This is a genomic window from Frondihabitans sucicola (assembly GCF_030296615.1).
Lineage (GTDB): Bacteria > Actinomycetota > Actinomycetes > Actinomycetales > Microbacteriaceae > Frondihabitans > Frondihabitans sucicola.
The window spans coordinates 3100309-3112767 of sequence record NZ_AP027732.1 but is presented as its reverse complement, the minus strand read 5'-3'; the positions used below and the strand labels follow the sequence as shown (position 1 = coordinate 3112767).

Below are 12459 nucleotides of genomic sequence, written 5' to 3'. Positions count from 1 at the left end.
GTAACCGGCGGGGAGTAGCGTCGCCGACATGAGTTCTCTCACCGACACGTTCACCCTCTCCAATGGCGTCGACATCCCGAAGATCGGGTTCGGCACCTGGCAGATCCCCGACGGGGCTCCCGCCTACGATTCCGTCGCTGCCGCCCTCGAAGCCGGCTATCGGCACATCGACACCGCGCGCGCCTACGGCAACGAGGCCAGCGTCGGCCGCGCCATTCGCGACAGCGGCATCCCGCGCGACGACATCTTCGTCACGACCAAGCTCCCGGCAGAGATCAAGGACTACGACCAGGCCAAGACCAGCTTCGAGACGACGCTGTCGCTCCTCGAGCTGGAGCGCGTCGACCTCTATCTGATCCACGCCCCCTGGCCCTGGTCCGACATGGGCTCCGACCACCGCGACGGCAACATCGCCGTCTGGAAGGCCATGGAGGAGTTCTACGACGCCGGCCGGTCCCGGTCGATCGGCGTCTCCAACTTCACCGTCTCCGACCTCGAGTCGCTCATCTCGGCCACGACGGTCGTGCCGCACGCCAACCAGATCCGCTGGTTCATCGGCAACACGCAGGACGAGACCACCGCGTACTGCAAAGCGAACGACATCCTCGTCGAGGGCTACTCGCCGCTGGCCACTGGAGCGATCCTCGACAACCCGGACCTGGCCAGGATCGCGTCGAAGTACGACCGCTCGGTCGCCCAGATCTGCATCAGGTACCTCCTCGAGAAAGATGTCCTGCCGCTGCCCAAGACGACGACCCCGTCGCGCATCGTCGAGAACGCCGACGTCGACTTCGCGATCGGCGACGACGACCTGGCCACCCTCGACGCTCTGGTCGACACCACCGCGTAGCGGTCACCCGGCGTCACCTCGTCGGTCCCTCCTCGCTCGCACCGCTAGCGTTGAGGGACACCGACGGAAGGAACTGCGCAGGATGGCGAAACGGGTACTGGTCACGGGAGCGAGCTCGGGCATCGGAGAGGCCACGGTCACCCTGTTCCGCGACCGGGGCTGGGACGTCCTGGCGGTTGCGCGACGCGAAGACAGGCTGCGGGCGCTCGCCGAGAAGACCGGGGCGGAGTGGTTCCGCGCCGACGTCACAAGTGACGACGACATGGCGGCCTTGCGCGCCCACGTCGAGGCGGGCGCCCCGCTGCACGCGCTCGTCAACAACGCCGGCGGCGCCTTCGGCCTCGACACCGTCGAAGAGTCGTCGATCGACGACTGGCAGCGGATGTTCGACGTCAACGTGCTCGGCACCAAGCGCGCGATCAGCGCGCTCCTCCCGTCGCTGCGCCGAGGCGCGGACGAGGCAGGATCCGGCGACATCGTCACCGTCACCTCCATCGCCGGCCACATCGCGTACGAGAACGGCGGCGGCTACAACGCCGCCAAGTTCGCCGAGCACGCACTCGTCGCCGCTCTCCGCCTCGAACTGAACGGCGAGCCGCTGCGGGTCATCGAGATCGCCCCCGGCATGGTCAAGACCGATTTCTCCCTCGTGCGCTTCGACGGTGACCAGGCACGAGCCGACGCCGTCTACGAAGGAGTGGTCGCGCCGCTGACCGCCGACGACATCGCCGAGGCGATCGTGCACTCCGTCGAGCTGCCGGCCCACGTCAACGTCGACCTCGTCACCGTCAAGCCGGTGGCGCAGGCTCAGCCCTACAAACTGACCCGCGGCGAGCTGCACACCCGGTAGTCGGCCTCGCCCACCGTCCGGAGCGACTACCCGATCTGCACGAACTCCCGGGTGTCGTCGCGAGGAAGCACGTCGGCCGTCGCCCCGACCTCGAGTTCGAGCAGCTGGACCCAGCCCCCGGACGACGACAGAAACGCCGTGTCGGACGCGTCACGGCCGGTCGCGATCCTGATGAGACTCTGCCGCGGCGCCAGGGTGGTGGCGTCGATCGCGTACCAGCGGCCGTCGACCAGGGCCTCGGCGACCGCGTGGAAGTCCATCGGCCAGAGCCCCGGGGCGTACACCGACACCAGGCGGGCCGGCACGTCGCGGGCGCGCAGCAGCGCGACGACAAGGTGCGCGTAGTCGCGGCAGACGCCGCGACGGTCGAGGTACGTCTGGACGGCTCCGTCCGTCGGCGCGCTCGAGCCGGGGACGTACGACAGGTGCGCCCCCACCCAGGAGCCGACCGAGGCCACGAGGTCGAGCCCCGCGAGGCCTGCGAACTCGCTCTTCGCGGTCGGGAACAGGGTGTCGGATTCGCAGTAGCGACTCGGACGCAGGTACTGGATGCTGTCGAGCGCGCCGAGAGCGATGGGATCCTGCCGCCCCTCGACATCGACCCGGTAGTCGATCTCCACGCGACCGGGTGCCACCGACACGACGTGGAGACGCGTTCCCCGGTCGTCGACGACCTCGGCCGCCTCGAGCGGCACGCCCCCTGCACGACGGAGAGCTCCTCCTCGACGCGCTGCCCTTCGGAGGCGGCCACGGACAGGACCAGCTCGGCCTCGGCCTGCGCGTTCACGACCAGATGGGAGAATGCGCTGCGCTTCATCCGACGAGCATGTCATGACGCGTCCCGGAGCGCCCATCGACCAGTTCGCGGGCGACCCCCGCCCGAGTGATCTCGACCAGGTGGCCTCCCCAGACCCCCAGCTCCGAGCGGCCCAGGGTCCAGAGGGTCCGCCCGGAATCGAGGTCGAACGCCGTGAGGACCGACGCTCCGTCCGACGAGCGCGTGCCGAGCGCGTATCCCGTCGCGGCAGCTTGGCCCACGACGTCGGAGCCCCTCGGGATCGACGTCTGGAACCGGACGTGCCCGGTGTCGCCGTCGAGCTCCGACAGCGTCAGCGACCTGTCGCGCGCGCGGACCGGCCCGATCGACTCCACGTCTCCCGTGGTCGCGCCGTCGGGAGTGCCGACCACCGAACCCGGGATCTCACTCGACCACCGCTCGGCACCCGACGCAGGATCCAGACAGGTCACCCTGACCACGTCGGTCGACACGACGACGCAGCGGCGAGCCACCGACAACCCGGAGATCGCGGGCGACGGGCGGCTCCACAGGGTGCGACCGCGGGCATCGAGCATGACCACCGACGCAGCCAGCCCGACTCCGCGCGGGATCGTCTGCGCAACCACCCGGTCGCCCGTGACACGGACACCCTCCAGATTGCGGAGATCGGAACCCCACGGCGTCTGGTCTCCCGTCGACCCGTCGATCGACACGGTCCCTTCGGGCAGCGGAACGACGAACCGGTCCGGCAGGAGTTGCGGGAGCAGCACCGACGAGATCGACCGGGTCCACAGGTCGGTGTCGAGATCGGTGGTCCGCCGCAGCGTGTACGTGGTGACGGTCCCGCCGGTCCCGGGAACCGCGCTCACCACGAGGTGCCCCGACACGGCGAAGTTGATGACGGCGTCAGGATCGTCCACCGTCACCTCGCTCACGGTCCGGCCCGTGCGAACGTCCAGGGCCAGCAGCTCGTCGCCCTTCGACCCGTCGACACCGACGACCACGACCCCGGCCGACGCCGAGGCGTGCCAGACCAGCGAGAAGACGGTCGTCCCCAGGTCGTGCTCGAGGCTCCGCCGCCACTGCACGCGGCCGGTCGCGGGATCCACCATCACGAGGCGTCCCCGCGTCTCAGGGCTGGACACCTCGCACTCCGCGTTCTGCCCCGTCGAACTCGGCGACGGAAGGTCAGCCGTCAAGAGCTCGTGGTGCTCGTCCACCGCGCCCGCCCGGAACGTGACACAGGCGGGCGGGACGCCGGGTGCGAACTCCGACGCCAGCGGCAGCGACCAGCCCGCCGCCGTCGGCGTCGACCGCACCTCCGCGAAGGCAGTGCCCCCGAACGCAGGCTCGGAGCCGTACACGGGCTGCACCACCGCGCCGGCACCGACCACGAGGCCGGTGACGGCCGCACCGGCGAGATAGGCGAGGGCTATGCGGAGTGCCGGGGACCGGCGCCTCGCTGCGCCGACCGGCCGGGACCGCGAAAGGAGCCGCTGGCCCTCGACCTCGAACCGCGAGGGAGACAGGGCCTGCGTCGCCACCGGCCGACCCGGACGTGGAGGAACCCAGCCGGGCCCAGCACCGTCCATGTCGCTCCCTCGCGTGAGTGGGTCCATGCTAGGTCGCCCGACGGCGCGTGCGCTGACCGCCACCTCGACGGCGACGTAGGGTCGATGCGACCCCGTCCCGAACCCCGTGAGGAATCTCGTGCCGATCGACCGCACCGCCCTCGACCGCCGAACCTTCGTCGTGGGTGCCGCCGCTGCCGGCGTCCTCGCGCTCGCCGGATGCACGAGCGCTGCGCCTCGGCCGTCGACCAGCAGCACGCCGGCGCCGTCTCAGGGTCCCAGGACGTGGTCGGCGCTCGCCGCCGCGGTGACCGGCACCCTGCTGCGACCGTCGAGCGTCGGGTACGGCACGGCCAAGCTGACCGAGAATCCGAGATTCGACGACGCCGCGCCCCTCGGGATCCTGATGGCCGCATCGGCCTCGGACGTAGCGGCCGGACTCGCCTTCGCTCGCAACTCCAAGACGCCGCTCGCGGTGCGCTCGGGCGGCCACAACTACGCCGGCTGGTCGGCCGGTGGCGCGAGCGGCACGGACGTCCCCGCCTCGCTCGTCGTGAACACCTCCGACCTCGACGGCGTCACCTTGTCGAATGACGGCTCCGCCGCGACGATCGGACCGGGAGCCCCGCTGGCGAAGGTGTACGAGGCGCTCGGCGCGCGGGGGGGCGATCGGCGCAGGATCCTGCGGAACCGTCGCCATCGGCGGTCTCACCCTGGGCGGGGGCCTCGGCGTGCTCTCCCGCTCGTTCGGGCTCACGTGCGACCAGCTGACGGGCGTCGAGATCGTCACCGCCGACGGAGTGGTGCATCACGCGACCGCTTCGAAGGACGCCGACCTGTTCTGGGCCTGCCGGGGCGGGGGAGGCGGGGCGGTCGGAATCGTCACCTCGATGACGTTCGCCACCAAGCCGGCGCCGGAGGTCACGATGTTCGCGCTGACCTGGCCGTGGTCGGCCGCGGCCGCCGTGGTGAAGGCCTGGCAGGACTGGGCGCCGAAGGCCGACGACACCCTCTGGTCGACCGCGAAGCTGCTCGGCGGCGAACAGCATCCCGCGGGTCCGGTCGTCACCGTCTCGGGCACCTGGACCGGAGACGGGGCCGTCGGAGATCAGCTGGCGCCGTTCCTCGCGGCGGTCGGCGCGAAGCCGTCGTCCGACGTCGCCACGTCGCACAGCTACGTCGACGCGATGCTTCGCTACGCGGGCTGCGCCGGCCAGCCCGCGTCCGCGTGCACCACCGGCACCGGTGGCGTCCTGAAACGCGTCTCCGAGTCCGGCGCGTCGAGCCTGCCCACGGTCGCCCTCAGCGCCGACGGCATCCAGACCCTGCTCGCCAGGGTCGAGGCCGCGCAGGACGTCGTGGGCCTCACCGAAGGAGGCATCTCGCTCGACGCGCTCGGCGGGGCCATCGCTCGAGTCGCCGCCTCGGACACCGCCTTCGTGCATCGCGACGCCCTGGCGAGCGTGCAGTACACGGCCACGTTCGCAGACGGCTCCGACCCCTCGGCCTTCGACACCTATGTGCGGTCGTTCCGCGAGGCGATGGCGCAGGAGTGGGGCGACGCCGCCTACGTCAACTACGTCGATCCGTCGCTCGCCTCGCCGGGCACGAGCTACTTCGGCGACAATCTCGCGCGACTCCAGTCGATCCGGAAGAAGGCGGACGCAGCCTCCGTGTTCGATCAGCCGCACTTTCTCTGAGACTCTTCGACTAGAACATACGTTCGAAGAACGTGTAACCTGGGAGCATGTCCCTCTCCTTCCAGACCTCGCTGTTCGACGACCTCGGTGCCGAGCCCGTCCTCGGTGAACTCGGCCCGCGGGTCGAGCACATCGACCTGGGCGAAGGCGCGTGGCTCGACCTCCGGCCCGGCTGGGTGGGCAACTCCGACGCCCTCTTCGAGCGGCTGGTCGATCGGGTCGACTGGAAGGCCGACAGGCGCGAGATGTACGACCGCGTCGTCGACGTCCCGCGCCTGGTCTCCTGGTTCGGGCCCGGCGTCGATCTGCCCGATCCGGTCCTCTCCGACGCGCAGACGGCTCTCAACGACCACTACGGGCGTCCGCCGCAGCAGGTGTTCGAGACGGCCGGCCTGTGCTTCTACCGCACCGGCGACGACAGCATCGCCTGGCACGGCGACAAGGTCGGAGACGCCATCGACCGCGACACGATGGTGGCCATCGCCTCGGTCGGAGCCGAACGGGTCCTGGCCGTGCGCTCGCGCTCGGGCGGTGACGTGAGGCGATTCCCGCTCGGGCACGGCGATCTCCTCGTCATGGGCGGAAGCGCCCAACGCACGCACGAGCACTCCATTGCCAAGACCAAGCGCGCCGTCGGGCCGCGGATCAGCATTCAGTTCCGTCCGGTCTGGTCGCGGTCGGCCTGACACGCACGCGGCGACGTCCTGAGCGTCATCTCGCCGTCGCACGAATCGTGTCGATCCCACTACGGTTGTGGGATGGTTCTCCTTCCCGACGACGCCACCAGCGACAGCCCGCACGAACCGGTCGAGGTGGCCGCCGACAGTCCGTCACGAGACAGCTCACGCGAGATCCTGGGGTGGCTCGAGTTCGGTGAGGCGGCGCGCGAACTGGCACAAGACGTCCTCGCCTCCGGCTTCCGTCCCGACGTGGTCGTCGCGATCGCCCGCGGCGGACTGGTGCTCGCCGGCTCCATCGCGTACGCCCTCGACACCAAGATGTGCGGCTCGATCAACGTCGAGTTCTATACCGGCGTGAACTCGGTGCTCGACAAGCCCGTGATCCTGCCGCCCGCGCTCGACGCCCCGGCTCTCGCCGGCAAGCGCGTCCTGCTGGCCGACGACGTCTCCGACTCGGGTCGAACCCTCGAACTCGTGCGCGACATCCTGCGCGGGCACGGAGCCGACGTGCACACGGTCTGCCTCTACGCGAAGCCCCGCACCATCCTCGAACCCGATCACGTGTGGCGTCACACCGCCGACTGGATCACCTTCCCGTGGAGCGCCCTGCCCCCGGTGACGGTGAGCACGTGAGCATCCACCTCGTCGGCGGAGGCTGGTCGGACGACACGAGCGAGGTCTACGAGCTCTTCGTCGCCGAGGCGGCCACCCGGGCCGCCCGCGTAGGACGCTCCGTGCCCCGCGTCGCGGTGCTCATCGTGGTCGAGGACGACGTCCCGTCGGCCGAGTACCGCACCGAGTTCCCGGCCCTGCTGGCCGCGATCGGTCCCTGCGAGCCGCTCGTGACCGAGGTCGTGTCGAGCGACGTCTTCGAAACCACCGTCCTGTCCGACATCGACGGCCTCCTCGTCGGCGGCGGGATGACCCCCGCCTACTTCGAGGCGATTGTGCCTCTGGTCGATCAGGTCCGTCTGCTCGTCGCCGACGGCCTGCCCTACCTCGGCTTCTCTGCCGGGGCCATGATCGCCGCCGACACCGCGATCCTCGGCGGTTACCGGATCGGCGGCGTCGAGGTCTGCCCGCAGGACTCCTCCGAAGACCTCGACGAGGTGACACTCGCCCAGGGCCTCGGTCTCGTCGATCTGGCGGTCGACGTCCACGCCGCTCAGTGGGGAACCCTCACCCGGCTCATCGCGGCGACCGAGGCCGGCCTGGTGACCGGCGGCGTCGCCATCGACGAGAACACCTCCCTCGTCGTCGGCGAAGGAGCCCTCGCCGTCATCGGATCCGGCAGCGTCTGGCGCGTCGAACCGCAGATCGACGACGCATCGGGTGAGATCGTGGGCGTCTCCGTCGGGACAATCGGGGTCTCGTGACGACGACGCCTCATCCGCTGACCGACCTCGTCGATCCGGGCTGGGCCCGAGCCCTCGAGCCGGTCGCCGGGAACGTCGCGGCGATGGGAGACTTCCTGCGAGCCGAGGTCGCCGAAGGGCGTGGGTACCTCCCGAGCGGCGACAAGGTGCTGCGAGCGTTCACCTACCCGTTCGATGCCGTGCGCGTGCTCATCGTGGGTCAAGACCCGTACCCGACGCCCGGCCATCCGATCGGTCTCTCGTTCGCCGTCGATCCCCACGTGCGACCGGTGCCGCGAAGCCTGGGCAACATCTATCGCGAGCTGCACGACGACCTCGGCGTGCCGCCGGTGCCCCACGGCGACCTGACCTCGTGGTCGGAGCACGGCGTCATGCTGCTCAACCGCGTGCTGACGGTACGCCCGGGTGAGGCCGCGTCTCACCGCGGCCGGGGATGGGAAGCGGTCACCGATCGGGCCATCGAAGCGCTCGTCGCCCGAGGTGGCCCCCTGGTCGCGATCCTGTGGGGTCGCGACGCTTTGTCGTTGAAGCCTCGCCTCGGCGGCATTCCGACGGTCGAGTCGGCGCACCCGTCTCCGCTCTCGGCCTCGCGCGGATTCTTCGGTTCGAGGCCGTTCAGCCGGGTGAACGAGTTGCTCGCGGCCCAAGGCGCCGAGCCCGTCGACTGGCGACTGCCGCTGACGCCGGCGACCGCGTCGCCGGCCACCGGCTCGTAAGCGAGCCGTCGAACCGAAGCGCGACCTCCCCGGCTCCGCCCCGGCTGTCGCCGTGCGGTTCCGCGTCGGACGTGACAGGCTGAACCGTGCTCGAAGAGGAATACCAGCCGCGGCGACAGTTGCCCCGCGCCCTGCGCCCGAAGCCGGTGCCCGAGGCGCCCTTTTCGTACACGATCCGGCCGGCCTCGGCCGAAGATCTGCCGGCCATCCGTGACATCTACAACCACTACGTCGCCAATTCGACGGTCACCTTCGACGAGAAGGCGATGACGATCCGCGACTGGCGTGCCAAGTACGCCCGCCTCGAACAGCTGGGGATGCCGATCCTGGTCGCCGAATCGCCCTCCGGGCAACTCCTCGGGTACACGATGGTGTATCCGTGGCAGTCGAAGGCCGCCTACCGGTACACGGTCGAGGACTCCATCTACCTCGGCCCGGCCTCCACGGGGAAGGGGCTGGGCAAGGCGCTGCTCGGGGCGCTCATCGAGGCCTGCATCGACGCGGGGATCCGCGAGATCATCGCCGTCATCGCCGACAAGGGAGCCGATGCGTCCATCCGCCTGCACGCCTCCTACGGCTTCAAAGAGGCCGGCCGGATGGGTCGGGTCGGGTTCAAGTTCGATCGGTGGCTCGGCACGGTCATGATGCAGAAGTCACTCAAGAAGAGGCGACGGCCCAAGGCCTAGCGAGCGACAGCATTCGTGGGGCGATTGGTCGGCGCTTCGTCACGGCGTGGACGGGCCCGACCCGCGATTCAGGCGTCGGCGGGGTGGCGCCCGCCGAGCTCGAGTAGACCCACCCCTGCGATGACGAGCACGATTCCGCCGATCTGGGCGAGGGTGAGCGGTTCACGGAACACGAGCCAGCTGATCAGAGCGACCAGGACGACGCCGGCTCCCGCCCAGACGGCGTACGCGACTCCTAACGGGATCTCGGCCCGGAGGGCCTGCGAAAGCATGACGAACGAGAGGACGTAGCCGACGACGACCACGATGTACGGCCACCACGGGGCGTTCGGGCCGCTGACGACGCGCAGGAAGGTCGTCGCGACGACTTCGCTGGCGATGGCGATGGCGAGAAAGACGTAGCCCACGGTGCCTACTCGCCCGTCTCGCCGTCGAGCAGCTCGCGCAGGATGTCGATGTGGCCGGCGTGCCGCGCCGTCTCTTCGATCAGGTGCAGGATCACCCATCGCAGCTCGAAGCGCCCGTCGCGCGTGCGGAGGTCGAGGGGCAGCCCCGCGATCGCGAGGCTGGTCTCGGCGCAGGCCGCCTCGTACTCGGCGAGGGCACCCGCGAGGGTCGTGCCGGGTTCGATGCGGAACTCGCCATCGGGATCGCCGTCGCTCCACCGGGTCTCGAAGGGGAGGCCGAGCAGGTCATCGAGGATCCAGCTGCGCTCGACGTCGCCCAGGTGCTGGATGAGCCCGATGACCGTGGTGACCGATGGCAGCAGCCGCCGCGAGGCCAGCTCGTCGGTGAGGCCTGTCGCCTTGAGGGCGACGGTCGACCGCTGGAAGGCGAGGAAGCCGTCGAGGAGTGCGCGCTCGTCGCCGGCGAAGGGAGCGTCGGTGCGGGGGAGAAGCATGCGACCACGCTAGCGTCAGCCGCCGACGTCGCCCAGAGTCGGGGCAGTCCGGGCGCGCCGAATCGACCCACCCCGGGAGGCGGGTCGATTCGGCGCTGCCGAGTTCAGCTCAGACGCATCACCGCTGCGCGCGGCGGCGAAGCAGGAGAGCGAAACCGGCGAGCATGAGCAGAATCGCCGCGGCCAGGGGAGCCACCGGAGAGGTGCTTCCCGTGAACGCGAGGCTGCCGTCGGCGGCGAGAGCGGTGCTGGCTGCGAGGCCCGCCGAGGTGCTCGAGGCACCCGTGCCGGTCGCGGCCGTGGTGATCACACCGCTGGTGCCGTTGCCGTTGCCGCCCGTGGGGACGGTGCCGGTGGTCGACGGACCCGTGGTGACGGGCGTGGTCGGCGTGCCCGGGTCGGTCGGTCCGGTGGGGCCGGTCGGTCCGGTCGGGTCGGTCGGTCCGGTGGGGCCGGTCGGTCCGGTCGGGTCGGTGGGGCCCGTCGGGTCGGTTCCGGTGGTCGATCCGGTCGTCGTGCTGTCGCCGATCACTGACACGGCGTCGCCGCCGATGGTCACGGGAAGGCTGACGATCGGAGCGATCTGGGTGCCCCCGAGGAGCCCGCCGTCACCGGTGGTGGTGCTGCCGGTTCCGGTCGTCGTGCCGGGAGTGGTGCCCGTCGCGCCGCCGGTGGTGGAGCCGGTCGAGGTGGAGTCTCCGATCACGGAGACGGCGGTTCCCGTCGCGGTCACGGGGATGCCGACGGTCGGTGTGACCTGGGTGCCGCTGGCGATGCCGTCGGAGCCGGTGGTGGTGCTGCCGGTCGAGCTGTTCGTGCCCGTGCCGGTGCCCGTGGTTGCGGGGGTGTTGGTGGTGGAGCCGGTGGTGGTGCTGTCTCCGAGGACGGAGATGGCGTCGCCGCCGACGGTCACGGGTGCGCCGACGGTCGGTGTGACCTGGGTGCCGCTGGCGATGCCGTCGGAGCCGGTGGTGGTGCTGCCGGTTGAGCTGTTCGTGCCCGTGCCGGTGCCCGTGGTTGCGGGGGTGTTGGTGGTGGAGCCGGTGGTGGTGCTGTCTCCGAGGACGGAGATGGCGTCGCCGCCGACGGTCACGGGTGCGCCGACGGTCGGTGTGACCTGGGTGCCGCTGGCGATGCCGTCGGAGCCGGTGGTGGTGCTGCCGGTTGAGCTGTTCGTGCCCGTGCCGGTACCCGCGGTGGCCGGGGTGCCGGTCGTCGAACCCGCCGTGGATGAGTCGCCCAGGACCGAGATCGCGTTGCCCGAGACCGTCACGGGGAGCCCGACGGTCGGGGCGATCTGCGTCCCGCCGGCGATGCTGTCCGAGCCGGTCGTGGTCGGGGCAGCCGATTCTGCGGACGAACCGGACGCCGTCGGCGTCACTGCAACACCGGAACCGCTCGAGTTCGAGTCGCCGAGCACCGAGATGCCGTTGCCGGCCACGGTGATCGGGACGTCCAAGCCGATGAGGGCCTGCGACCCGCCACCGATCGAGGAGCCGCCGGTCGTCGTCGCGGAGGCGGGATCGGATGATCCTGCGCCCGACGAAGAAGCCGTCGAACCGCTCGAGTCCGAGTCGCCGAGCACCGAGATGCCGTTGCCGGCCACGGTGATCGGGACGTTGAGGCCGATGAGGGCCTGCGTGCCGCCGAGAGCGCTGTTCGAGCCGCTCGTGCTGGGAGCCGCGGACGAGTCGGCAGCCGCCGGAGCGGCGGTCGGCGATGCGGTCGACGAGCCCGTCGACTTCGAGTCGCCGAGCACCGAGATGGCGTTGCCGGATGCCGTGACGGGCGCCGTGACCTTCGGGACCACCTGCGTGCCGGAGGCGACAGCGTGCGAACCGGACGTCGTAGCCGCCGGAGCGGTGGCTGCCGGAGCGGACGACGCGGGTGTTGCGGGTGCCGTCGACGACGCCGAGCTCGAGGAACTCGTGCTGTCACCGGCCACCGAGACGGCGTTGCCGCTGACCGTGACGGGAACGTGCACCGAGACGATGCCCTGCGTGCCCGAGAGGATCCCCGATGTTCCGGTCGTGGTGGGCGCCGAGGCGGCCGGTGCGGCCGGTGCGGCGGGTGCGGCCGGTGCGGCCGGTGCGGCGGGTGCGGCCGGTGCGGCCGGAGCTGCGGCGTGAGAGCCGGTGCTGACGGCCTTGCCGACCCCGGAGATCGCCGAGCCGACGACCTTCACGGGCGTGCTGACGACGGCGTCGACCTGCGTGCCCGAGAGCACACCGTCACCGGCCGTCGTGGCTGGAGCGGCATTGGCCGCTGTGGCGCCGACGGCCCAGAGGCCTCCGACGAAGCAGGCTCCGATGAGCCCGCGGAAAACGTATTTGTTCATGGTGTGACTCCAG

Annotated in this window: 14 protein-coding genes and 1 pseudogene; 9 read left to right on the top strand and 6 right to left on the bottom strand. The window is 70.7% G+C overall.

Annotation, left to right across the window (positions count from 1 at the left end; all coding sequences use genetic code 11):
- The first annotated feature begins 28 nt into the window (after positions 1-28).
- Positions 29-850, top strand: coding sequence for an aldo/keto reductase (locus QUE79_RS16040; RefSeq protein WP_286343950.1), 822 nt, complete (start codon positions 29-31; stop codon positions 848-850).
- Between the two features lie 82 nt (positions 851-932).
- Positions 933-1700: an SDR family oxidoreductase gene (locus QUE79_RS16035; protein ID WP_286343949.1), complete on the top strand. Its 768-nt coding sequence runs from the start codon at positions 933-935 to the stop codon at positions 1698-1700.
- Between the two features lie 26 nt (positions 1701-1726).
- Here the strand turns inward: QUE79_RS16035 and QUE79_RS16030 are convergent, their stop codons facing one another.
- The 3 genes from QUE79_RS16030 to QUE79_RS16020 all read right to left on the bottom strand — a co-directional run bounded on the left by QUE79_RS16030 (position 1727) and on the right by QUE79_RS16020 (position 4544).
- On the bottom strand, positions 1727-2395 hold the full coding sequence (locus QUE79_RS16030; protein WP_286343948.1) for a transglutaminase-like domain-containing protein: 669 nt from the start codon (positions 2393-2395) through the stop codon (positions 1727-1729).
- Positions 2396-2513: 118 nt separating this feature from the next.
- The gene (locus QUE79_RS16025) at positions 2514-4022 is read right to left on the bottom strand and encodes an outer membrane protein assembly factor BamB family protein (RefSeq protein WP_286343947.1); all 1509 of its coding nucleotides are present in this window, start codon (positions 4020-4022) and stop codon (positions 2514-2516) included.
- Positions 4023-4319: 297 nt separating this feature from the next.
- Entirely contained in the window at positions 4320-4544 is a 225-nt protein-coding gene (locus QUE79_RS16020) for a hypothetical protein (protein WP_286343946.1), read from the bottom strand.
- Between QUE79_RS16020 and QUE79_RS25685 the strand changes: the two are divergent.
- The 7 genes and pseudogenes from QUE79_RS25685 to QUE79_RS15990 all read left to right on the top strand — a co-directional run.
- A pseudogene (locus QUE79_RS25685) lies at positions 4456-4804 on the top strand (FAD-binding protein); the annotation flags it as partial. The gene QUE79_RS16020 and the pseudogene QUE79_RS25685 overlap by 89 nt on opposite strands.
- Before the next feature lie 135 nt (positions 4805-4939).
- Positions 4940-5749: a BBE domain-containing protein gene (locus QUE79_RS16015; protein WP_350271712.1), complete on the top strand. Its 810-nt coding sequence runs from the start codon at positions 4940-4942 to the stop codon at positions 5747-5749.
- Positions 5750-5796: 47 nt separating this feature from the next.
- Positions 5797-6435, top strand: coding sequence for an alpha-ketoglutarate-dependent dioxygenase AlkB (locus QUE79_RS16010; RefSeq protein ID WP_286343944.1), 639 nt, complete (start codon positions 5797-5799; stop codon positions 6433-6435).
- Positions 6436-6507: 72 nt separating this feature from the next.
- Positions 6508-7062 (top strand): phosphoribosyltransferase, encoded by a 555-nt coding sequence (locus QUE79_RS16005; protein ID WP_286343943.1) that lies wholly within the window; start codon positions 6508-6510, stop codon positions 7060-7062.
- Positions 7059-7805 carry a Type 1 glutamine amidotransferase-like domain-containing protein gene (locus QUE79_RS16000; protein WP_286343942.1) on the top strand — a complete coding sequence of 249 codons (747 nt, stop codon included), beginning with the start codon at positions 7059-7061 and terminating at the stop codon, positions 7803-7805. Before QUE79_RS16005 ends, QUE79_RS16000 begins: the two co-directional genes overlap by 4 nt.
- Positions 7802-8521, top strand: a complete 720-nt coding sequence (locus QUE79_RS15995; protein WP_286343941.1) for a uracil-DNA glycosylase — start codon at positions 7802-7804, stop codon at positions 8519-8521. Before QUE79_RS16000 ends, QUE79_RS15995 begins: the two co-directional genes overlap by 4 nt.
- 86 nt (positions 8522-8607) lie before the next feature.
- Positions 8608-9207, top strand: a complete 600-nt coding sequence (locus tag QUE79_RS15990; protein WP_286343940.1) for a GNAT family N-acetyltransferase — start codon at positions 8608-8610, stop codon at positions 9205-9207.
- A 68-nt stretch (positions 9208-9275) separates the two neighbouring features.
- On the opposite strand, the gene QUE79_RS15985 is transcribed toward QUE79_RS15990, so the two are convergent.
- The 3 genes from QUE79_RS15985 to QUE79_RS15975 all read right to left on the bottom strand — a co-directional run bounded on the left by QUE79_RS15985 (position 9276) and on the right by QUE79_RS15975 (position 12446).
- Complete coding sequence (locus QUE79_RS15985; RefSeq protein ID WP_286343939.1) at positions 9276-9614, bottom strand: DMT family transporter; 339 nt, start codon at positions 9612-9614, stop codon at positions 9276-9278.
- 5 nt (positions 9615-9619) lie between these two features.
- Positions 9620-10108: a DinB family protein gene (locus tag QUE79_RS15980; RefSeq protein WP_286343938.1), complete on the bottom strand. Its 489-nt coding sequence runs from the start codon at positions 10106-10108 to the stop codon at positions 9620-9622.
- A 118-nt stretch (positions 10109-10226) separates the two neighbouring features.
- Positions 10227-12446 carry an LAVTG motif-containing sortase-dependent surface protein gene (locus QUE79_RS15975; RefSeq protein WP_286343937.1) on the bottom strand — a complete coding sequence of 740 codons (2220 nt, stop codon included), beginning with the start codon at positions 12444-12446 and terminating at the stop codon, positions 10227-10229.
- Between the last annotated feature and the right edge of the window lie 13 nt (positions 12447-12459).

What these genes read in the sequence shown, in the direction of transcription:
- QUE79_RS15975 (WP_286343937.1), bottom strand. Translation starts at nt 12,446, where the DNA reads ATGAACAAATACGTTTTCCGCGGGCTCATCGGAGCCTGCTTCGTCGGA.
- QUE79_RS16035 (WP_286343949.1), top strand. Translation starts at nt 933, where the DNA reads ATGGCGAAACGGGTACTGGTCACGGGAGCGAGCTCGGGCATCGGAGAG.
- QUE79_RS16040 (WP_286343950.1), top strand. Translation starts at nt 29, where the DNA reads ATGAGTTCTCTCACCGACACGTTCACCCTCTCCAATGGCGTCGACATC.
- QUE79_RS16005 (WP_286343943.1), top strand. Translation starts at nt 6,508, where the DNA reads ATGGTTCTCCTTCCCGACGACGCCACCAGCGACAGCCCGCACGAACCG.
- QUE79_RS16015 (WP_350271712.1), top strand. Translation starts at nt 4,940, where the DNA reads ATGACGTTCGCCACCAAGCCGGCGCCGGAGGTCACGATGTTCGCGCTG.
- QUE79_RS15980 (WP_286343938.1), bottom strand. Translation starts at nt 10,108, where the DNA reads ATGCTTCTCCCCCGCACCGACGCTCCCTTCGCCGGCGACGAGCGCGCA.
- QUE79_RS16010 (WP_286343944.1), top strand. Translation starts at nt 5,797, where the DNA reads ATGTCCCTCTCCTTCCAGACCTCGCTGTTCGACGACCTCGGTGCCGAG.